Origin of the sequence: Dactylosporangium sp. CA-092794, assembly GCF_050948465.1 — a bacterium.
In the GTDB taxonomy this organism is placed as follows: Bacteria; Actinomycetota; Actinomycetes; order Mycobacteriales; family Micromonosporaceae; genus Dactylosporangium.
In genome coordinates this window covers 6105672-6127064 of record NZ_CP192044.1, presented here as the reverse complement: position 1 = coordinate 6127064, position 21393 = coordinate 6105672, and the positions used below count along the sequence as shown (strand labels likewise).

Annotated in this window: 17 protein-coding genes; 9 read left to right on the top strand and 8 right to left on the bottom strand. The window is 74.0% G+C overall.

Annotation, left to right across the window (positions count from 1 at the left end):
* Position 1: 1 nt before the first annotated feature.
* A complete protein-coding gene (locus tag ACQPXD_RS25820) occupies positions 2-2500 on the top strand; it encodes an ATP-binding protein (protein ID WP_432842862.1) in 2499 nt (832 codons plus the stop codon).
* 112 nt (positions 2501-2612) lie between these two features.
* On the opposite strand, the gene ACQPXD_RS25815 is transcribed toward ACQPXD_RS25820, so the two are convergent.
* The 7 genes from ACQPXD_RS25815 to ACQPXD_RS25785 are packed head-to-tail and all read right to left on the bottom strand — an operon-like array spanning position 2613 to position 12184.
* Positions 2613-3869: a molybdopterin molybdotransferase MoeA gene (locus ACQPXD_RS25815; RefSeq protein ID WP_432842860.1), complete on the bottom strand. Its 1257-nt coding sequence runs from the start codon at positions 3867-3869 to the stop codon at positions 2613-2615.
* Positions 3866-4585 (bottom strand): respiratory nitrate reductase subunit gamma, encoded by a 720-nt coding sequence (gene narI / locus ACQPXD_RS25810; RefSeq protein ID WP_432842858.1) that lies wholly within the window; start codon positions 4583-4585, stop codon positions 3866-3868. The genes ACQPXD_RS25815 and narI overlap by 4 nt, the downstream gene beginning before the upstream one ends.
* Complete coding sequence (gene narJ, locus ACQPXD_RS25805) at positions 4582-5187, bottom strand: nitrate reductase molybdenum cofactor assembly chaperone (RefSeq protein ID WP_432842856.1); 606 nt, start codon at positions 5185-5187, stop codon at positions 4582-4584. Before narJ ends, narI begins: the two co-directional genes overlap by 4 nt.
* Entirely contained in the window at positions 5184-6842 is a 1659-nt protein-coding gene (gene narH, locus ACQPXD_RS25800; protein ID WP_432842854.1) for a nitrate reductase subunit beta, read from the bottom strand. The genes narJ and narH overlap by 4 nt, the downstream gene beginning before the upstream one ends.
* The gene (locus tag ACQPXD_RS25795; RefSeq protein ID WP_432843948.1) at positions 6842-10486 is read right to left on the bottom strand and encodes a nitrate reductase subunit alpha; all 3645 of its coding nucleotides are present in this window, start codon (positions 10484-10486) and stop codon (positions 6842-6844) included. Before ACQPXD_RS25795 ends, narH begins: the two co-directional genes overlap by 1 nt.
* A 44-nt stretch (positions 10487-10530) precedes the next feature.
* A complete protein-coding gene (locus ACQPXD_RS25790) occupies positions 10531-10986 on the bottom strand; it encodes a hemerythrin domain-containing protein (RefSeq protein WP_432842852.1) in 456 nt (151 codons plus the stop codon).
* Positions 10979-12184: an MFS transporter gene (locus ACQPXD_RS25785; RefSeq protein WP_432842850.1), complete on the bottom strand. Its 1206-nt coding sequence runs from the start codon at positions 12182-12184 to the stop codon at positions 10979-10981. The genes ACQPXD_RS25790 and ACQPXD_RS25785 overlap by 8 nt, the downstream gene beginning before the upstream one ends.
* A 140-nt stretch (positions 12185-12324) precedes the next feature.
* Between ACQPXD_RS25785 and ACQPXD_RS25780 the strand changes: the two genes are divergently transcribed.
* From ACQPXD_RS25780 to ACQPXD_RS25760, 5 genes are read left to right on the top strand one after another with little or no spacing between them, the layout of a single operon-like run.
* On the top strand, positions 12325-13059 hold the full coding sequence (locus tag ACQPXD_RS25780) for a helix-turn-helix transcriptional regulator (protein WP_432843946.1): 735 nt from the start codon (positions 12325-12327) through the stop codon (positions 13057-13059).
* Positions 13056-14123: a hypothetical protein gene (locus ACQPXD_RS25775; protein ID WP_432842848.1), complete on the top strand. Its 1068-nt coding sequence runs from the start codon at positions 13056-13058 to the stop codon at positions 14121-14123. The genes ACQPXD_RS25780 and ACQPXD_RS25775 overlap by 4 nt, the downstream gene beginning before the upstream one ends.
* Positions 14120-15331 carry a hypothetical protein gene (locus ACQPXD_RS25770; protein WP_432842846.1) on the top strand — a complete coding sequence of 404 codons (1212 nt, stop codon included), beginning with the start codon at positions 14120-14122 and terminating at the stop codon, positions 15329-15331. The genes ACQPXD_RS25775 and ACQPXD_RS25770 overlap by 4 nt, the downstream gene beginning before the upstream one ends.
* 3 nt (positions 15332-15334) lie before the next feature.
* On the top strand, positions 15335-16645 hold the full coding sequence (locus ACQPXD_RS25765; protein WP_432842844.1) for a multicopper oxidase domain-containing protein: 1311 nt from the start codon (positions 15335-15337) through the stop codon (positions 16643-16645).
* On the top strand, positions 16642-17370 hold the full coding sequence (locus ACQPXD_RS25760; RefSeq protein WP_432842842.1) for a YwiC-like family protein: 729 nt from the start codon (positions 16642-16644) through the stop codon (positions 17368-17370). Before ACQPXD_RS25765 ends, ACQPXD_RS25760 begins: the two co-directional genes overlap by 4 nt.
* Here ACQPXD_RS25760 and ACQPXD_RS25755 read toward each other — a convergent pair.
* A complete protein-coding gene (locus ACQPXD_RS25755; RefSeq protein ID WP_432842840.1) occupies positions 17367-18125 on the bottom strand; it encodes a DeoR/GlpR family DNA-binding transcription regulator in 759 nt (252 codons plus the stop codon). The two genes, ACQPXD_RS25760 and ACQPXD_RS25755, sit on opposite strands and share 4 nt — an antisense overlap.
* 219 nt (positions 18126-18344) lie before the next feature.
* On the opposite strand from ACQPXD_RS25755, the gene ACQPXD_RS25750 reads away from it, so the two are divergent.
* The 3 genes from ACQPXD_RS25750 to ACQPXD_RS25740 are packed head-to-tail and all read left to right on the top strand — an operon-like array spanning position 18345 to position 21392.
* Positions 18345-19673: an ABC transporter substrate-binding protein gene (locus ACQPXD_RS25750; RefSeq protein ID WP_432842838.1), complete on the top strand. Its 1329-nt coding sequence runs from the start codon at positions 18345-18347 to the stop codon at positions 19671-19673.
* Positions 19670-20557 carry a carbohydrate ABC transporter permease gene (locus ACQPXD_RS25745; RefSeq protein WP_432842836.1) on the top strand — a complete coding sequence of 296 codons (888 nt, stop codon included), beginning with the start codon at positions 19670-19672 and terminating at the stop codon, positions 20555-20557. Before ACQPXD_RS25750 ends, ACQPXD_RS25745 begins: the two co-directional genes overlap by 4 nt.
* A gap of 1 nt (position 20558) precedes the next feature.
* Entirely contained in the window at positions 20559-21392 is an 834-nt protein-coding gene (locus ACQPXD_RS25740; RefSeq protein ID WP_432842834.1) for a carbohydrate ABC transporter permease, read from the top strand.
* Position 21393 lies beyond the last annotated feature (1 nt).

Below are 21393 nucleotides of genomic sequence, written 5' to 3'. Positions count from 1 at the left end.
GATGACGACGCGCGGGACGCTGCGGGTGTACCTCGGTGCCGCGCCCGGCGTCGGCAAGACCTACAAGATGCTCGAAGAGGGGCGGCGGCGCCTCGACCGGGGCACCGACGTCGTCGTCGGGTTCGTGGAAACCCACGACCGCCCGTTCACCCAGGCCATGCTCGACGGGCTCGAAACCGTACCCCGCCAGACCGTCCGGTACCGCGGCAGCGACTTCACCGAACTCGACCTCGACGCCGTCCTGGCCCGCCGCCCCGAGGTCGCCCTCGTCGACGAGCTCGCCCACACCAACATCCCCGGCGCCGGCCACGCCAAGCGCTGGCAGGACGTCGACGTCATCCTCGACGCCGGCATCGACGTCCTCACCACCGTCAACATCCAGCACCTCGAATCGCTCAACGACGTCGTGCAGTCCATCACCGGGGTACCGCAGCGCGAGACCGTCCCCGACGCCGTCGTCCGCCGCGCCGAGCAGATCGAGCTGGTCGACATGACCCCGGAGGCCCTGCGCCGCCGCATGGCGCACGGCAACATCTACAAACCCGACAAGATCGACGCCGCGCTCGGGAACTACTTCCGGGTCGGCAACCTCACCGCCCTGCGCGAGCTGGCCCTGCTCTGGCTCGCCGACAAGGTCGACGAACAGCTCGACCGCTACCGCGCCGACCACGGCATCGACAAGACCTGGGAAGCCCGCGAACGCGTCGTCGTGGCGCTGACCGGCGGGCCCGAAGGCGACACCCTCGTGCGCCGCGCCGCCCGGGTCGCCGCCCGCACGAAGGGCGCCGACCTCCTCGCCGTCCACGTCGTGCGCGGCGACGGCCTGGCCGGCGCCGACCCGGTCAACCTCACCCGCCAGCGGCTCCTGGTGGAGACCCTTGGGGGCACCTACCACCAGGTCCTCGGCAGCGACGTACCGCACGCCCTGCTCGACTTCGCCCGCGGCGTCAACGCCACCCAACTCGTGCTCGGTGCCAGCCGCCGCGGCCGGTTCGCGCAGATCTTCTCGCCCGGCGTCGGCGTCACCACCACCGCCCGGTCCGGCTCCATCGACGTCCACCTGGTCAGCCACGAACAGGCCCGCCGCTTCGCCTTCCGCGCCCGCCGCCCCGGCGGCCTGGGCCTGCGCCGCCGCCTGGCCGGGCTCGCGCTGGCCGTGGCCGGCCTGCCGCTGCTGACCGTGGTGCTCGACGCGCTGCGCCCCGACGTGGCGCTGCCCAGCGACATCCTCGCCTACCTCGTCCTGGCCGTCGCCGCCGCGCTGGTGGGCGGCCTGCTGCCCGCCCTCATCTGCGCCATTGCCGGGTTCCTGGTGCTGAACTGGTACTTCACGCCGCCGGTGTACCGCATCACCATCGCCGAGCGGGACAACGTCTTCGCCCTCGTCGCCTTCGTGTTCGTCGCCGTCGCCGTCGCGACCGTCGTCGACGGCGCCGCCCGCCGGGCCCGCGACGCGGCCCGGGACGCCGCCGAGGCGCAGACCCTGGCCACCCTCGCCGGCAGCGTCCTGCACGGCGACAACCCCCTCGACGCCCTCCTCGAACGGGTCCGCGAGTCGTTCGGCCTCACCTGCGTCACCCTGCTGGAGCGGCGCTCCGAACATCACCCGTGGCAGATCGCCGCCTCCGTCGGCGGCCCGCCGTGCGCGTCGCCCGAGGAGGGCGAGTCCGAGGTGCCGATCGAGGAGAACGTGTCGCTGGTCCTGCGCGGCCACCCGCTCCCCGCCACCGCCCGGCGGCTGGTCGAGGCGTTCGCCGCGCACGCCGCCATCGCCCTGCGCCAGCAGCGCCTCAGCGAGCAGGCCGCCGAGGCCGGCGCGCTGGCCGAGGTCGACCGGCTGCGCACCGCCCTGCTCTCCGCGGTCAGCCACGACCTGCGCACCCCCCTCGCCGCCGCCAAGGCCGCCGTCGGCAGCCTGCGCAGCCCCGACGTGCACTTCTCCGCCGAAGACCAGGCCGAACTCCTGGCCACCGCCGAGGAGTCGCTCGACAAGCTCACCCGGCTCGTCGAAAACCTGCTCGACATGTCCCGCCTGCAGGCCGGCGCCCTGGCCCTCGCGCTGCAGCCGGTCGACCTGGCCGACGCCCTGCCCCGCGCCGCCGACGACCTCGACGCCGCCGTCGGCATCAGCGTCCCCGAGGAACTGCCCGAGGTCAGCGCCGACCCGACGCTGCTGGAGCGGATCCTGGTCAACCTGCTCGCCAACGCCCTGCGCTACAGCCCGCCCGGCCGCCCGCCCGCGATCGGCGCCAGCGAACACGCCGGCCGGGTCGAGATCCGCATCGTCGACCACGGCCCGGGCCTGCCGGCCGGGGACCACGACCGGATCTTCCAGCCCTTCCAGCGCCTCGGCGACCGCGACACCGCCACCGGCGTCGGCCTCGGCCTGGCCCTCTCCCGCGGCCTCGCCGAGGCGATGGGCGGCACCCTCGTGCCGGAACCCACCCCCGGCGGCGGCCTTACCATGACACTGACCCTGCCCCGCGCCGCCACCCACTGACACCACGCGCCGCGTCCCGGTCGCTACACTGAGCGACAGGCCGATTTTTTCGGATGCTGTAGGGTGCAGGTAGCAGCCGGCGCGCACCACCGAGGTCGGCCCCGCGCAGTCGTCAGGGCAGCGCCACCAGCTCGGCCACGGCGCCCGGCGTCCAGTCGGGCCGGATCACGGCAAGGGCGTCCGCGGTCGCGACCGCGCGCAGACCGCCCGGCCGCGCGCCCGGCACGATCACCGCCTGCGCCGCCTCGACCCGCACCGGCACCAGCCGGACGCCGAGCGGGTAGGATCGAGCGGCACCACTGACCGGCAGCATCGCCGGCGCCCGGCGCGGCCGGCCGGCCAGCGCCTCGACGACCGGCTCGAGCAAAGTGACGGCGGCGACCAGCCCGGCGAACGGGTTGCCCGGCAGCCCGACCAGCCACCGGCCGTCGGCGGCCCGGGCGAGCACCTGCGGGTGGCCGGGCCGGCACCGCACCCCGTCGACGTGCACGCGCGCCCCGACGCGGCCGAGGACGCGGTGCAGGTGATCGGCGGCGCCGACCGACGACGAGCCGGTCACGACCAGCACGTCGGCGTCCGTGGTGTCGACGGCGGCGAGCAGCGCGTCGTGGTCGTCGGGCAGGTACGTGCGGCCGGTGACCACGCCGCCGGCCCGCTCGGCCAGGGCGGCGACCATCGGGCCGAACGCGTCGCGGACCAGGCCCGGGCCCGGGAGGCCGGCCCGGACGACCTCGTCGCCGGTGACCACGATGTGGACGCGGGGGCGGCGGCGCACGGCGAGGGTGTCCACGCCGGCCTGCGCGGCCGCGCCCAGGGCGGCGGCGCTCAGCGGCCGCCCGGCCGGCACGATCTCGTCGCCGGGCCTGGCGTCCTCGCCCGCGACCCGGATGTGCGCGCCGGCGCCGGGGGCGCCGGCCAACGGGGTGACCTGGGCGCCGACGCGGCGACAGCGCTCGTAGGGCACGACCGCCGTGGCCCCGGCGGGCACCCGCGCGCCGGTGCCGATCTCCACAGCGGTGCCGGGCACGAGCGGAACGGCGGCGTCCGGCGCGAGCACGGCGGGGCCGGCGAAGACCCGGCCGATGACCCGCCATGGGGGCGGGCCGGCGACAGCGTAGCCGTCCATCGCCGCGATGTCGCAGCCAGGCAGCGCCACGGCCGCGCACACGCGTTCGGCCAGCACCCGCCCGTGCGCGGCGTCGACCGGGACGCGCTCCACGCCGAGCGCCGCCGGCAGCCGACGGGCCTGATCGCGCGCGACATCCCACGGCACGTCGGCCACGCCGCCGCCCGAAGCAGGCACGTCGGGCACCCCGCCGCCCGGAGCGGAGGCACCGGGGAGCGGGGTGGTGGCCGGCAGGGCGCTCACTGGACGCGTTCCCAGCCGCGGCGGGCCGGCCGGGTGCCGAGCTGCCGGTCCCGGCTGCGGTAGACGATGTACGGCCGGGTGAGGTAGCCCAGCGGGGCCGAGAAGACGTGGACCAGGCGGCTGAACGGCCAGAACGCGAACAGCACGAAGGCCGACAAGGCATGCAGCCGGAACCCGATCGGCGCGGCCAGGATCAGGGCCGGGTCCGGGTGCAGGGCGAAGATGGACCGGAACCACGGCGAGACGGTCTGCCGGTAGTCGTGCGGGTGGCCGGTCAGGTTGCCCAGCACGGTCGTGCCGAGGCCGAGCACGATGGTCCCGATCAGCAGCACGTACATGACTTTGTCGTTGACGGTGGTGGCGGAGAAGACCGGGCCGACCGTCCGGCGCCGGTAGATGAGGATGGCGGCGCCGGCCAGGGTGAGGAAACCGGCGATGGTGCCGAGGCCGACGGCGACGGCGTGGTAGGCGGCCTCGCTGATCCCGGCCGCCTCGGTCCACGACTCGGGGATGAGCAGGCCGCCGACGTGGCCGGCCGCGACGAGCAGGATGCCGAAGTGGAACATCGGGCTGCCCAGGCGCAGCAGCCGGCGCTCGTAGAGCTGGGAGGAGCGGGTGGTCCAGCCGAACTTGTCGTACCGGTAGCGCCAGACGTGGCCGGCGACGAAGACGGTGATCGCCACGTACGGCACGACGATCCACAGCAGCACGTTCATCGCGACACCCTTTCGAACGGGGCGAGCCCGACCCGCTCGGCCGGCGGGCCCTGGGCGGCCAGGCGGGCGGTGGCGAGGCGCTGGTCGCCGGCGAGCGGCGGCAGCGTGGCGGAAACCGAGTCGAGCACCGGGGCCCACGGGGAGCCGCCGTCGTGCAGGGCCAGGCGCAGCAGTTCCAGGCCGGCGCGGTGCTCGACGAGCAGCTCGGCACCGGCGGCCGGGGTCGCGGCGGCGAACTCGAGGACGACGGCGAGGTGGTCGGGCAGCTCGTCGTCGCCCAGGCGGAGCCCGGCGGCGGCGTAGGTCTGCTTGAGCGACAGCAGCGCCATGCCGCGGTTGCGGGTGTCGCCGTGGGCGTAGTACGTCAGGTAGAGGCAGCACCGCCGCCGGTGGTCGAAGGTGGCGACGTAGTCGGCCGCCAGCTGGGGCAGCGGGGTGCCGGTGGCGTGGTCGAGGAAGCGGCGCAGCGGGGCGCCGACCGGCTCGTCGAGCGCCGCCGCCACCGAGCGCAGCAGGGCGGCGCGGCCGATCAGTTCCTCGTCCGGGTAGCCGAGCAGCAGCGACTGGGCCTGCCACGCGGCGGCCTTCCGCCGGTCGTTCATGGCTCCTCCTGGCGGGGCGGGAAGAGGCCCTCGGGGTGGCCCTTGCCGTCCCAGTTGAGCAGGTTGACCCGGCGCGCCTTGTCGTCCGGGCCGGCGATCGTGTCGGTGGTCTGCCGCTCGCGGAGCATGCGGAAGTTCTCCACGGCGATCGGGGCGGGGCCGCCGGAGGACTCGCCGAACGGGCCGGAGCCGCCCATGCCGGGGCCGCCCTCGTAGTCCAGGGCGCATTCGGTGGCCAGTTCCTCCAGGGCGTGGGCCTGCTCGGCGTGTGCGGGCGGGATGACGTACCGCTCGTCGTACTTGGCCAGGGCGAGCAGCCGGTACATGTCGTACATCTGCTCGCCGGTCATGCCGGCCGCGGCCGGGATGCGCTCGTCGGCGTCGCGGCCCAGGTTGAGGTCGCGCATGTAGGAGCGCATCGCGGCGAGGCGGCGCAGCACCGCGTCGACGGGCGCCGGGTCGCCGGCGGTGAACAGCCCGGCCAGGTATTCGACCGGGATGCGCAGCGCCTCGATGGCGGCGAACAGGTTGCCGCGGTCCTCGGCGTCGTGGCCGGTGTCGCGCACCACGTCGACCACCGGTGACAGTGGCGGGATGTACCAGACCATGGGCATCGTGCGGTACTCCGGATGCAGCGGCAGCGCCACCCGGTAGGTGTTGATGAGGGCGTAGACCGGGGAACGCTGCGCGGCCTCGATCCAGTCGCGCGGGATGCCGGCCCGCTCGGCGGCGCGGACCACGGCCGGGTCGTTCGGGTCGAGGAACACCCGCCGCTGCGCCTCGTAGAGCCCGTGCTCGTCCGGCGTCGCGGCGGCGGCGAGCACCGCGTCGGCGTCGTAGAGCATGAGCCCGATGTACCGCAGCCGCCCGACGCACGTCTCGGAGCACACGGTGGGGATGCCGACCTCGACGCGGGGGAAGCAGAACGTGCACTTCTCCGCCTTGCCGGTGCGGTGGTTGAAGTACACCTTCTTGTAGGGGCAGCCGGAGACGCACATCCGCCAGCCGCGGCAGCGGTCCTGGTCGACCAGGACGATGCCGTCCTCCTCGCGCTTGTAGATGGCGCCGGACGGGCAGGAGGCGGCGCACGACGGGTTGAGGCAGTGCTCGCAGATGCGCGGCAGGTAGAACATGAAGGTCCGCTCGAACTCGAACTTGACCTTGTCGGCGATGCCGGCGAGCAGCACGTCGCGGTGGCCGTGGTCGGGGGCGCCGCCGAGGTCGTCGTCCCAGTTGGCCGACCAGGAGATCTTCATGTCGCGGCCGGAGATGAGCGATTTGGGCCGGGCGACCGGGGTGTGCTCCTGCAGCGGCGCGTTGGTCAGCGTCTCGTAGTCGTAGGTCCAGGGCTCGTAGTAGTCGGAGATGGACGGCAGCTTGGGGTTGGAGAAGATGGTGAGCAGCTTCTTCCACCGGCCGCCGCCCTTGAGCGTCAGCCGGCCGCGCCGGTTCAGCGTCCAGCCGCCCTTCCACGTCTCCTGGTCCTCGTAGCGGCGCGGGTAGCCCTGGCCGGGCCGGGTCTCGACGTTGTTGAACCACACGTATTCCACGCCGGTGCGGTTGGTCCACGCCTGCTTGCAGGTCACCGAGCAGGTGTGGCAGCCGATGCACTTGTCGAGGTTCATCACCATCGCCATCTGTGCCATGACGCGCATCAGTAGGTGACCTCCTGGTTGCGGCGGCGGATGACGGTGACCTCGTCGCGCTGGTTCCCGGTGGGGCCGAGGTAGTTGAACGCGAACGACAGCTGGGCGTACCCGCCGATGAGGTGCGTGGGTTTGATGAGCAGCCGGGTGAGGGAGTTGTGGATGCCGCCGCGCCGGCCGTTGGTCTCGGTGCGGGGCACGTCGATGAGCCGGTCCTGGGCGTGGTGCATGTAGACGGTGCCCTCGGGCATGCGGTGTGAGACGATCGCGCGGGCCACGACGACGCCGTTGCGGTTGACCGCCTCGATCCAGTCGTTGTCGTGCACGCCGATCTTCGCCGCGTCCTCCTTGGAGATCCAGATCGTCTGGCCACCGCGGGACAGCGACAGCATGAACAGGTTGTCCTGATACTCGGAGTGGATCGACCATTTGTTGTGTGGGGTGAGGTACCGCACGGTGATGCCGAGCTCGCCGTGCTCGCCGACGGCGGGCTCGCCGAACAGGGCCTGCATGTTCAGCGGCGGCCGGTAGACGGGCAGCCACTCCCCCAGGTCGGCCATCCAGTCGTGGTCGAGGTAGAACGTCTGCCGGCCGGTCAGCGTGTGCCAGGGCTTGAGCCGTTCGACGTTGATGACGAACGGGGAGTACCGCCGCCCGCCGGACTCCGAGCCCGACCACTCGGGCGAGGTGATGACCGGCGTCGGGCGGGACTGGGTGTCGGCGAAGGTGATCTGCTTGCCCTCGTGCTCGGCGGCGAGGTCGGCGAGCCGGACGCCGGTGCGCCGCTCGAGGGTGTGGAAGCCCTGGGTGGCGAGGCGGCCGTTGGTGGTGCCGGACAGGGCCAGGATCGCCTCGCAGGCCTGCACGTCGCGGGCGATGGACGGGCGGCCGTCGGCGACCCCGCCGCGGACCGTGCCGTTCTTGTGCCGCAGGTAGTCGATCTCCCGGTCGACCTCGAAGGTGACGCCCTTCGTGGTGGCGCCCAGCGTGTCGAGCAGCGGCCCGAGCGCGGCCATCTTCTCGGCGATCGCCGCGTAGTCGCGCTCGACCGGCACCAGCTTCGGCATGGTCCGGCCGGGGATCGGGTCGCATTCGCCGGCCTTCCAGTCGCGCACGACGCCGTGCGGGTTGGCCAGCTCGTCCGGGGTGTCGTGCAGCAGCGGGGCGGCGACGACGTCGGTGCGGGTGCCCAGCCGGGGGCCGGCGAGCGCGCTGAACGTCCGGGCGATGGCCATGAACGCGTCCCAGTCGGTGCGGGTCTGCCAGGGCGGGGCGATGGCCGGGTTGAACGAGTGGACGAACGGGTGCATGTCGGTGGTGTTGAGGTCGTGCTTCTCGTACCAGGTGGCGGCCGGCAGCACGACGTCGGAGTACACCGTCGTGCTGGTCATCCGGAAGTCGAGGGTGAGCAGCAGGTCGAGCTTGCCGGTGGGTGCCTCCGCGCGCCACACCACGTCGCGGGGGCGGGCCTCGGGCGGCGCCTCGGTCGCGCGCACGGCGTGGCCGGTGCCGAGGAGGTGCTTGAGGAAGTACTCGTTGCCCTTGGCCGAGGAGCCGAGCAGGTTGGCCCGCCACACGGTGAGCACCCGGGGGAAGTTCTCCGGCGCGTCGGGGTCCTCGGCGGCGAAGCGCAGGCGGCCGGCGGTGAGCTCGCCGGTCACGTAGTCGCCGAGCAGGCGCCCGGCCGCGGCCGCGTCGCCGGCGAGGGTGAGCGGGTTGCGGTCGAACGTCGGGTAGGTGGGCATCCAGCCCATCCGCGCCGACTGGGCGATGATGTCGGCGGTGCCGCGCCCGGCGAACGGGCCGTCGGCGCTGCCGGCGGACAGGGTGCCGGCGGAGAACGGGTCGTAGCGGAACTGGTCGGTGTGCAGGTACCAGTAGGCGGTCTGGATCATCTGCCGGCCCGGGCGGGACCAGTCGGCGGCGGTGCCCAGCACGGTGTAGCCGGTGATCGGGCGCACCTTCTCCTGGCCGACGTAGTGCGCCCAGCCGCCGCCGTTGACGCCCTGGCAGCCGGTGAGCGTGGTCAGGGTCAGGAACGAGCGGTAGATGGTGTCGGCGTGGAACCAGTGGTTGGTACCGGCACCCATGATGATCATCGAACGGCCGCGGGTCTCCTCCGCGTTGGCGGCGAACTCCCGGGCGATGCGGGCCACGGCCGGGGCGGGCACGCCGGTGATCGCCTCCTGCCAGGCCGGGGTGTAGGGCCGCTCCGCGTCGTCGTAGCCGGTCGGCCAGTCGCCGGGCAGCCCGTCGCGGGCCACCCCGTACTGGGCCAGCAGCAGGTCGAACACGGTGGTGACGAGCCGGTCGCCGATGCGCCGGGCCGGGACGCCGCGGCGGACGGGCGCGGCCGAGCCGGACGGCGTGTCGAAGCGCGGCAGGATCACCTCCACCGCCGCGCCGCCGGCGGCGGACAGCAGCGGCCGGACCTCGCCGAGGTCGAGGTTCCAGCGGCCGGCCCCGGCGTCGCCGTAGCGGAACCCGAGCGAGCCGTTGGGCACCACCGGCGTGCCGTCGGCGTCGAGCAGGACCGTCTTGAACGCCGCGTGCTCGCTCTGCGCCTCGGCGCCGGGCAGGTCGGCGGCGGTGAGCAGCTTGCCGGGCCGGTAGCCGCCGTCGGCGGACTCGGTGAGGGTGACCAGGAACGGCAGGTCGGTGTAGCGGGAGACGTAGTCGGCGAAGTAGGGGACCTGCCGGTCGACGAAGCACTCCTTGAGCACGACGTGGCCCATCGCCATGGCCAGGGCGCCGTCGGTGCCGGGCTGGGCGGGCAGCCACTCGTCGGCGAACTTGACGTTGTCGGCGTAGTCGGGCGACACGGCGACGACCTTCTGGCCGCGGTAGCGGGCCTCGGCCATCCAGTGCGCGTCCGGGGTGCGGGTGACCGGCAGGTTGGAGCCCCACATGATCAGGTATCCGGCGTCCCACCAGTCGCCGGACTCGGGCACGTCGGTCTGGTCGCCGAACACCTGCGGGGAGGCGACCGGCAGGTCGGCGTACCAGTCGTAGAACGACAGCATCGCCCCGCCGATGAGGTTGTAGAAGCGGGCGCCGGCGGCGTGCGACACCATCGACATCGCCGGGATCGGCGAGAACCCGGCCAGCCGGTCCGGTCCGAACTCGGCGATGGTGTGCACGTGGGCGGCGGCGACCAGCTCGACCGCCTCGTCCCAGGTGGCCCGGACCAGGCCGCCCCGGCCGCGGGCCGACTTGTACCGGTGGGCCTTCGCGGGGTCCGAGACGATGTCGGCCCAGGCCGCGACCGGGTCGCCGCCGTGCGCGGCCTTGGCCTCCCGGTAGAGCTCGAGCAGCACGCCGCGCACGTAGGGGTAGCGGACCCGGGTCGGGGAGTAGGTGTACCAGGAGAACGCGGCGCCGCGGGGGCAGCCGCGCGGCTCGTACTCCGGGCGGTCCGGGCCCACGCTGGGGTAGTCGGTCTGCTGGGCCTCCCAGGTGATGATGCCGTCCTTGACGTACACCTTCCAGGAGCACGACCCGGTGCAGTTGACGCCGTGCGTCGAGCGCACGACCTTGTCGTGGGACCAGCGGTCGCGGTAGAAGGCGTCCGCCTGCCGGCCGCCGATCTGGTGCAGCGTGCGCAGGTCCGGCGACACCTCGCCGCGGGTGAAGAAGCGCCGGGTGCGCACCAGCGCGTCGGTCAGTTCGTCGTCCAGGCCGGGGGTTGCGGGCACGATCAGCTTCCCTTCCGGGCGGCGCGGACCTCGTCCACGACCGCCCAGTCCTGCGTACTGAGGTTGGCCAGAGCGGCGGGAAACACGCCGTCCTGTTCCTTGAGGATGTGCTCGCGCAGCAGGTCCAGGGTGTCCAGCAGGCGCGCCGGCCAGGCCGGGTCGTCCGGGGTTCCGGCGGCGGCCTCGGCGAGCACCGCCTCGACGACGCGGTGCTCGCCGCGCAGCGCGGCCACGTGGTCGGGGAAGTCGCCGGCGAGCGCGGGGAACAGGCCTTCCTCCTCGACCGCGGTGTGCGGGCCGAGGACGGCGGCGATGCGCCGGGCCAGGTCCGCCATGCGGGGCACGTCGGCGGCGGCGTGGGCGGCCCGCACGTCGCCCGTCAGGTTCACGACGGTGTCGTGCTCGCGGGTCAGCTCGTCGATCGCGGCGATGGCCTGGCAGCCGCAGTACTCACACATGGGCGGCGCTCCCCCGTGCGGCGGCGGCCGTGCTGCGGGCGACGGCGGTGACGGTCAGGACGAGCGCGGCGAGGGCCACCACCGCGAGGGCGGCCAGGCCCAGGGCATAGGAGCCGTACTGGCCGTAGAGGGCGCCCATGACCAGCGGCGGGACGAACCCGCCGAGGCCGCCGGCGGCGCCGACGACGCCGGTGACGGAGCCGACCTGGCCGGCCGGGGCGAGCAGCGCGACGAGGGCGAAGGTGGCGCCGCTGCCCGCGCCCAGGGCGGCCGCCATGGCCAGGAACGCGATCGTGCCGAGCGGGGCGAGGCCGGGGGTGAACGCCTGGACGGCGGCGCCGGCGGCCACGACCGCGAGCGCGGCGGTGAGCACCCGGGTCGGGCCGATCCGGTCGGACAGCCAGCCGCCGATCGGGCGCATCAGCACCGCCAGCAGCACGAAGCCGGCCATCCGGTTGGCCGCGTCGGTCTGGGCCAGCCCGTAGGCGGTCTTGAGGTACGCCGGCAGGTAGACGGAGAAGGCGACGTAGCCGCCGAACGCGACCGCGTAGAGCGCCGACGCCTGCCAGGTGATGCGCAGCCGCAGGGTGGCGGCCAGGCGCCGGGACAGCGGCTCGGCGGGCACGGGCCGGCCGGGCGCGTCGCGCAGCAGCAGCGCGGCCACCGCGGCGTACACCGCCAGCACGACGGCGGTGACCACGAACGGGGTGGCGGTGCCGTGCGCGGTGACCAGCTTCACCGTGGTCAGGGCGCTGATCGCGGTGCCGCCCATGCCGGCGCCGAACACGCCGATGGCCAGGCCCCGCGACTGCGGCGGGAACCAGGCGTTGACCAGCGGCACGCCGACGGCGAAGGCGGTGCCGCCGATGCCGAGGAAGAAGCCGCCGGCCAGCAGCCCGGCCAGCGAGGTGTGCCCGGACAGGCCGAGGTAGAGCACCGGCACGATCGTGGCCAGCGAGACCAGCGGGAACATCAGCCGGCCGCCGAACCGGTCGGTCAGCGCGCCGACGGGGATCCGCCCGAGCGAGCCCACGACGACCGGGACCGCGACGAGCAGCGCCTGCTGGAACGAGCTGAGCTGCAAAGCGTCCTTGAACCGGGGCGCGAGCGGGCTCAGCAGCGCCCAGGCCCAGAAGTTGACGGCGAACCCGACCGTGGCGACCGCGAGCACGAGACCCCGCCGTGTCTTGCCCATCATCGTCTCCAAAGCTCCGATTTCGGACAGTATCAACGCGTTTGGCGAATCGCGCGGGACTTCGGCGAGGCCATTGTCGTGTGACATGCGCCCACCCCCTAGTTTTGATGGCGATTACCGTTATAACGTTGGTTCCCGTGAGTATGGAAGAGCTCGGGCCATCCAGTGAGCTACCCGACACCGCCCGGCACCGGGCGCTGTCGGCGGTCAGCCGGGTGCGCATCCTCGACCTGGTCCGCCGCGCCGAGGACGGCCTGACCGCCGCGGACGTCGCCGAGGCGACCGGGCTGCACCCCAGCACCGTGCGCGCCCACCTCGACCAGCTGGTCGAGTCCGAGCTGCTGACCCGGCACCGGCGCGGCGATGGCTCGCCGGGCCGGCCCGCCTGGCGCTACCGGGCCGTGCCCGAGTCCGGCACCGAGGCGGCGCCGCGGGCCGACCGGCCCTACCGGGACCTGGCCGCCGCGCTGATCGGCCACCTCGCCCGCGACGCCGACGACCCGCACGCGGCCGGGATGCGGGCGGGCCGGGACTGGGGCCGCGCCCTCGCCGCACCGGTCAACGCCGAGCGGGCCGCGTCCGGCACCCCGGGCACGCCGGTCGACGGCGTGGTCCGCGTCCTCGACGCGCTGGGCTTCACCCCGCAGGTGGTCGACCGGCCGGCCGAGGGCTCGGCGGTGGTGCACCTGCGCTCCTGCCCGTTCCTCGACCTCGCCCTGTCCAGCCCCGACGTGGTCTGCGGGCTGCACCAGGGGGTCGTCGGCGGCGCGCTCGCCGCGTTCGGCGCACCCGGCGCCCGCACCGAGCTGGAGCCGTTCGCCCTGCCCGGCGCCTGCGTCATCCGCCTGTTCGGCGCCGGCGCGCGACCGCGGCAATGAGCCCCCGGTGGCGGGTGCCGCTGCTGGCCGCGGCCGGCGCCGGGCTGCTCGGCGGGCTCTACACCGCCCTGATCCGGCTCGGCCTCGCGGTGCCCGACCGCACCGCCGACGGCGGCGCCGCGCACGGGCCGGTGATGGTCCTCGGGTTCGTCGGCACCCTGGTCGCGCTGGAGCGCGCGGTCGCCCTCGGCGCCCGGTGGGCCCTGCTCGCCCCCGCCGGCTCCGGCCTCGGCGGGCTGGTCCTGCTGGCCGGCGGGCCGGGCTGGGCCGGGCTGCTGTTGCTGTCGGCCGGCGGGGCCGGGCTCCTCGCCGTCTACCGGGCGCTGTGGCGGCGGCAGGCGAGCGTGGCGCTGCTCGCCCAGGCCGCCGGCGCCCTGTGCTGGTATGCCGCGACCCTGCTGTGGCTGGGCGGCCTCCCGGCGGATCGGGTCGCGCCGTGGCTGGCCGGATTCGTGGTGCTCACCATCGCCGGGGAGCGCCTCGAGCTGGCCCGCGTCGCCCTCGGCCCCGACCACCGCGGCGCGGAGGCGTGGTTCCTGGCCGCGTCGGGCGCCGTGCCGGTCGGGGCGGCGGCCGGGCTGCTGTGGCCGGGGGCCGGCGCCCACCTGTGGGGGCTGGCCCTGCTCGGGCTGGTCGGCTGGCTGGCCGTCTTCGACGTCGCCCGGCACACCGTGCGCGGCCGGGGGCTGCCCCGCTACGTCGCCGCCGGGCTGCTCGCCGGCTACGGCTGGCTGGCGGTGGCCGGGCTGCTGTGGGCCGGCGGCGGGGCGGTCGCCGACGGGCCGCGCTACGACGCGGCGCTCCACGCGGTGTTCCTCGGCTTCACCATGTCGATGATCTTCGCGCACGCGCCGGTCATCCTGCCCGCGGTGCTGCGCCGCCCGCTGCCGTACCACCCCGTGCTGTACGCGCCGCTCGCGCTGCTGCACCTCGCCCTGCTGGTCCGGCTGGGCCTGGGCGACTGGGCCGCCCTGGTCCCGATCTGGCAGTGGGCAGGCGTGGCGGGCGAGGTGGCGATCGCCGGGTTCGCCGCCTGCGCCGTCACGCTGGCGGTGCGCCGGTGACCGCCACCGCCGAACGCTCCTCGACCGGCCGGGCCGGCTGGCACCGCCGCACCGGCCTGCTGCCGTTGGCCTACCTGGGCGGGGTGGTCGCGCTCGGGTTCGCCCATCCGGTGGTACCGCAGAGCCGGTGGCTGCTGGTGCACCTGCTGCTGCTCGGCGCCGCCACCAACGCCGTGCTGATCTGGGGCGCGCACTTCGCCGCGGCGATCCTGCGCACCGCGACCCCGCCGCACCGGCGGGGCGAGGCGGCCCGGCTGGCCGCGCTCAACGCCGGCGTGCTCGCCGTGCTGGCCGGTGGCGCCGCCGGCCCGGCCTGGGCCGGCGTGGCCGGCGCCGCGGTCGTGTTCGCCGCCGTCGGCGCCCACCTGTGGGTGCTCGCGGCCTGGCTGCGCCGGGCGCTGCCGGCCCGGTTCGCGGTCACCGTGCGCTACTACCTCGCCGGCTGCGCGGCGGTGCTGACCGGGATCCCGGCCGGGGCGTGGATGCTGCTGCGCGACGACGACCTGCGGCCGCGGCTGCTGCTGTTCCACGCGCACGTCAACCTGCTCGGCTTCGTCACCCTCACCGTGCTCGGCACCGTGCTGACGCTGTGGCCGACCGTGCTGCGCACCCGCATGCACGAGGGCGCCGCCCGGGCCACCCGCCGGGCGCTGCCGCTGAGCCTGGCCGGCCTCGGCTGCCTCGCCGTGGGCGCCCTCGCCTGGTGGCCGGTCGTCGCCGCGGCCGGGGCCGCGCTGTTCGCGGCCGCGACGGTCCTGGTGGCGGTGCCGGTCGCCGCGACCGCCCGGCAGCGACCGCCCGCGTCCTTCGCCGCCTGGTCGATCGGCGCCGGGCTGGGCTGGCTGCTGGTCGCCCTCGCCTGGGACGCCGTCACCCTGCTCACCGCGCCCACCGCGGCGGCCGCCGCCGACCGGTTCGACGCCGTGCTGCCCGCGCTGGGCGGCGGGTTCGTCGCGCAGGTGCTGCTCGGCGCGCTGTCCTACCTGCTGCCGATGGCCCTCGGCGGCGGGCCCGGGCCGGTCCGCGAGCGCACCGCGCGCATGGAGGCGCACTGGCCGCAGCGGGTCGCCATGACCAACCTCGGGCTGGCCGTCTACCTGCTGCCGGTCGGGGCGTACGTGCGGATCGCCACCGCCCTGCTGCTGCTCGCCGCGCTGCTGCAGTTCCTGCTGCCGGCCGCCCGGATCCTGCTGTCCCGAACGAGGTGACCGATGTCCACAGTGGAGGTCCAACCGTCCACCCGGCAGCTGGGCGGCGCCGCGGCCGGCGCCGGCCTCGTGCTGCTCGCCGTCGTGGCCGGCGTCATCGGCCGGCACGCCGCCGGGGCCGACCCCGGCGTGGCCGCGCCCCCGGCCGCGGTGGCGGCCACCGGGCACACCACCACCGTGGCGGTCACCGCCGACGGGATGCGCTACCGGCCCGGCCACCTCACCGTCCCGGCCGGCGACCGGCTGGTCATCGTGCTGACCAACGCCGACGACCGCCGCCACGACCTGGAGCTGGCCACCGGGCCGCACACGGCGCTGCTGGGCAAGGGCGAGACCGCCCGCCTGGACGCCGGCGTCGTCGGCGGCACCGTGGAGGGCTGGTGCACGCAGCCCGCGCACCGGGCGTCGGGCATGACGCTCACCATCACCACCACCGCCGCGACCGCCGCCCCGGGCCGGGTGGATGCGATGGCGGATCCGGGCCCCGGCTTCACCGCCCGCGACGCCGCGCTCGCCCCGGCGCCGGCCGGGCGCGAGCATCGCGTCACGCTGCACGCCCGGGAGCTCCGGGGCGAGATCGCGGCCGGAGTGTCCCGGCGGCTGTGGACGTTCGGCGGCACCGCGCCCGGGCCGGTGCTGCGCGGCCGGGTCGGCGACGTCTTCGAGGTCACCCTCGTCAACGACGGCGGCGTCGAGCACGGCATCGACTTCCACGCCGAGGCCCTCGCCCCGGACACGGCGATGCGGACCGTCGAGCCGGGGCAGTCGATCGTGTACCGGTTCACCGCCACCAGGGCCGGGATCTGGATGTACCACTGCTCGGCCATGCCGATGCCGTACCACGTGGGCAACGGCATGTACGGCGCGCTGATCGTCGACCCGCCCGGCCTTGCCCCGGCCGACCGCGAGTACGTGCTGGTGCAGTCCGAGTTCTACCCGGACGCGCCGGACGCGGCGGGCGGGGCCGCCGACCGGCCCGACGCCGTGGTGTTCAACGGCTACGCCTCGCAGTACGCCTTCCGGCCGCTCACCGCGCGCACCGGGGAGCGGGTGCGGTTCTGGCTGCTCGACGCCGGCCCCGACCGATCCTCCGCCTTCCACGTCGTCGGCGCGCCGTTCGACACCGTCTACGCCGAGGGCGGCTACCGGCTGCGCCCGTCCGACCCGGGCGGCGCGCAGGTCCTCGACCTCGCCCCGGCCTCCGGCGGGTTCGTCGAGACCACGTTCGCGCAGCCCGGCAGCTATCCCTTCCTCAGCCACGCGCTCGCCGACGCCGACCGCGGCGCCCGCGGCACCATCCGGGTCACCGGGTGACCGCCGGAACCCGCCGGCGCCGGTTCGTCCCGCCCCAGCACGGCGCCTGGGCGATGCTCACCGTGCCCTACGTGGCCGGGCTGCTCGCCGCCGGGTACCGCTGGCCGGACCTGCCGCTGCTGGTGGCCTGGCTCGCCGGATATCTGCTGTCCTACTTCGTGTTCCAGGCGCTCAAGTCCCGGCGCCCCGGGCGCTACCGCGCCCAGCTGCTGCTCTACGCCGGCATCGCCGCGCCGGCCGCGGCGCTCGTCGTGGCGGCCCGCCCGGCGGTGCTGTGGTACGCGCCCGCCTACGCGATCCTGTTCGGCGTCAACGCCTGGTACGCGTGGCGCCGCCGGGAGCGCGCCACGCTCAACGGGCTCGTCTCGGTCGCGCAGAGCTGCCTCATCGCGCTCGTCGTGGCCACCGTCGCCGCGCGCCCGCCGGCCCGGGCCCTGGACACGTTCCTGCTCTGCCTCGCCTATTTCGCCGGTACCGTCCTCTACGTCAAGACGATGATCCGGGAGCGCGGCAGCGCCGCCCACCGGCGCTGGTCGATCGCCTACCACGCGCTCGCCCTGGCCGGCGCGGCCCGGCTCGGCCCGTGGGCGGCCGGGCTGTTCGCGCTGCTGCTCCTGCGGGCGGCGGTGCTGCCGGGCCGCGGCTGGCCGCCGATCCGGGTCGGGCTGCTGGAGATCGCGAACTCGGTGCTGCTGCTCGTCTGCGTCGCGCTCGCCGCCCGCTAGACGATGAGCACCCGGCAGCCCTGGGCGCGGATGCGGTCCAGCGCGGCCCGGGGGGCACGGGAGTCGGTGATGAGGACGCTGACCGCGGCGGTCGGGCAGACCTGGGCCAGCGCCACCCGGCCGATCTTCGTCGCGTCGGCGAGGACCACGTTGGTGCGGGCCCGCTCGCACAGCATCGCGTTGACCCGGGCGCCGACCGGGTCGTAGTTGGTGCAGCCGGCGTCGGCGTCGACGCCGTCCACGCCGATGAAGGCCACGTCGACGTTGTAGCTGGCCATGAACGCCTCCGCGGTCGGCCCGACCGCCTCCTGGCTGCTGCTGCGCACCTCCCCGCCGGCCGCGAGCACCCGCAGCCGCGGGTTGGCCACCAGGTGCGTGGCGAGGTTGAGCGCGTTGGTCACCACGGTCAGGCCGTCGCGGTCGGTCAGCAGCCGGGCGAACTCCGACAGCGTCGTGCCGCCGGTCGTGCCGATCACCCGCGCGCCGTCGACGAACGCCAGGGCCTGCCGGGCGATCCGCCGCTTCTCGCCGATGTCCTGGGTGTCCTTGTAGCTCAGCGGCAGGTCGTTGAACGAGGTGTGCGGCTGCGCGCCGCCCCGGCTGCGGCTGACCAGCCGCTGCTTCTCCAGGACCCGCAGGTCGCGGCGCACCGTCGCGGCGGAGACCGCGAACCGGTCCGCCAGGGCATCGACGTCGAGCGAGCCGCTCTCGACGATCGCCGCGACCATCTGGTTGAGCCGCTGCCTGCGCTGCACGGCGGCGAGCCTAACACGAAACGCGCAAGTGACCGCTCGGTACGAACAGAAATCTGAGCGAACGAACAACATCCGCGCAGTCAGTATCGCGAATGTTGCCCGAAATCAACTGCTAACAGTGGCCCCGTTGACCATTCGTGCAACCGATGCGACGCTCGACCGCACTCCTGGGGGCTCAAGTGTGCACAAACGCGCAATAGGAGGAAGGCTTTGCGGACCATGACATCGACGTCGCGCGCCGTGCGGGCAGTTCTTGCCGGCGGGCTCGCCCTCGCCGCCCTGCTCGGCGCCGCCGCGTGTTCCTCGGGCGGCGGCGGCGCCTCGGACCAGACGTCCGGCGTGACGATCACGGTGGCGCTGGCCGCGTCCCCGCCACCGCAGGCGACGCTGGACGCCTTCACCAAGAGCACCGGCATCACCGTCAAGTGGTCGACCGTCGACTGGGACAGCCTGCAGACGAAGATCGCCGCCGCGGCCGCCGCCAAGACGTACTTCGCCGACGCCACCGACGTCGACTGGTCCCGCGTCGGGCAGCTGGGCAAGCTCAACTGGTTCTACCCGCTGGAGAACTACATCGACACCAACGGGCTGGCCGCGCAGATGCCGCAGCTGCCGTCGTTCACCTCCGGCGGGCACGTGATCGGCATCCCCTTCGACGCCTCGTTCCTGGTCACGACGGTCAACAAGGACCTGTTCGAGAAGGCCGGGATCACCACGATGCCGAAGACGATCGACGAGTACACGGCCGATCTCAAGCAGATCAAGGCGAAGGGCGTCGTGCAGTACCCGCTGAACATCCCGTTCGCCGCCGCCGAGGGGCTGTCGACCTACTGGTACCAGACCACCGCGGCGTTCGGCGGGACCGTGCTGGACGGCGCGGGCAAGCCCCAGTTCGCCGATCCGGGCTCGCCGGGCTACAAGGCCGCCGAGTGGATGATCGACGCGCTCAAGCAGGGTCTGGTACCGCCGGGCAACATCAACGTCGCGGACAGCCAGGGCCAGCAGACCCTGATGGCCAAGGGCACCGTCGCCAGCACGTTCGGCGACTACTCGGGCAACGTCGGCAGCCTCTACGGCGTGCCGGACTCCTCCAGCGTGGTCAACCAGGTCGTCTACATCCCGACCCCGGGCGTGAGCGGCCCCGGCCCGAACATGAGCAACCCCGACGGCATCGGCATCCCCCGGCAGGCGAAGTACCCGGCCGCCGCCGCCAAGTTCATCGAGTGGTTCACCCAGGCCGACAACCAGGCCGACTTCGCCGGCGCCAACGGCCCGGACAAGGTCATGCCCGGCTACTTCCTGCCGTCCCGGCTGGCCGGCATGACCACGCTCACCGAGAAGGGCAAGCTCATCGGCGGCGAGCAGCTCGGTGACATGCTGAAGAACAGCGCCAAGCCGGTCTTCCCGGAGGGCGCGCCGGCCTGGTACCCGGAGTTCTCCCGCGCCGTCTACACCAACCTGCACGAGGCGGCCACCGGATCGGTCAGCGCCGCCGACGCCATCAAGGCGATCGTCTCGGCCACCAACAAGCTCGCGAGCGGCTCGTGAGCGCTCCGCTCGGGCGCCGCCGGGCCGACCTGCTGCCCTACGCGCTGGTCGCACCGCTGACGCTGTTCATCGTCGCGCTCGCGCTGGTCCCCGCGGCCGTGACGATCGTGCAGTCGTTCTACCGGGTGCAGGAGCTCAACCCGCCGGTCGCGTTCAACGGGCTGGACAACTTCCGCCGCCTGTTCTCCGACGACGCGGTGCTGTCCAGCATGGGCAACACCGCGCTGTACACGGTCATCGGCGTCGTGCTGTCCACCGTGCTCGGCATCGGCATGGCCGTCGCGCTGCAGCGCGGCTTCCGCGGGCGCTCCGTGGTCGTCGCGCTGCTGGTGCTGCCCTGGGCGCTGCCCGGCGTGGTCGAGGGCATCGTGTGGACGGGCATCTGGGACAGCAACACGGGCCTGCTCAACAGCGTCCTGACCTCGGTGCACCTGATCGAGCACTATCAGGTGTACCTGGGCCAGGACCGGCTGCTGACCATCTTCGCGATCGAGCTGGTGCACGTCTGGCAGATCACCCCGCTCTCGGCGCTGCTCGTCCTGGCCGCGCTGCAGAACATCCCCGGGGAGCTCTACGAGGCGGCCCGGCTGGACGGCTGCTCGCCGCTGTCGGCCTTCCTGCGGGTGACCCTGCCGCTGGCCCGGCCGGGCATCGCGATCGCGATGGTGCAGGCGCTGATCGCCACGCTGAACGTCTTCGACCAGCCCTACGTGCTCAACGGCGCCGCGTCGACCGGCGCCTCGGTGACCATGCAGACCTACTTCATCAGCTTCCAGAACCTCGACTTCGGCGAGGGTTACGCGCTGTCGCTGGTGGTCACGCTCGCCACGCTCGTCCTGTCGTACCTCATCGTGAAGCTCGTCTACCGATCGGTGGAGTTCTAGGTTGCACCGGCATTCCTGGGGGCGCCGGATCGGCGTCGCGTTCATCCTGGTCTGGTCGCTCGCCCCGCTGTACTGGGCGCTCAACACCAGCCTGCAGACCGACGCGCAGGTCAGCGCCAAGCCCGCGCACTACGTCCCGCCCGCCCCGACCCTGGACAACTACCGGGCACTGCTCGGCGGGGCGGGCGAGATCCCCGACGCCATCCGCCGCTCGACGGTCAACATCTTCGTCGAGTGCGCGGCGGCGACGATCGTGACCGTCGTGCTGGCCACCCTGGCCGCCTACGCCTTCGCCCGGATGACCTTCCGCGGCCGCGGCGTGCTGTTCTACGCGGTGCTGGCCACCATGGCCTTCCCCGCCTACACCACGCTCATCCCGCTGTACCGCATCCTGAGCACCTTCGGCCTGGTCAACACCTACACCGGTATCGTGCTCGTCTACGTGTCGGGGTTCCTGCCGCTGGCCACCTGGATCCTGCACGCCTACATGACCGCGCTGCCCCGCTCGGTGGAGGAGGCCGGCGCGGTCGACGGCGCCGGCCGCATGCGGGTCCTGTGGCACATCGTGCTGCCGCTGGCCCGGCCGGGCATCATCTCCACCGCGATCATCACGTTCCTGTTCGCGTGGGCGCAGTTCCTGTTCCCGCTGGTGCTCTCCAGCGACCTGTCCACCCAGCCCCTCACGGTGGTGATCGGCGCCCTGCAGGGCCGTCACCTGGTGCCGTACTCCCTGCTGAGCTCGGCCGGGATCGTCGCCCTCGCCGTGCCCGCGCTCGTCGCCGTCACGCTGAACCGGTACATCGTGAGCGGCCTGCTCACCGGCAGCGTCAAATGAC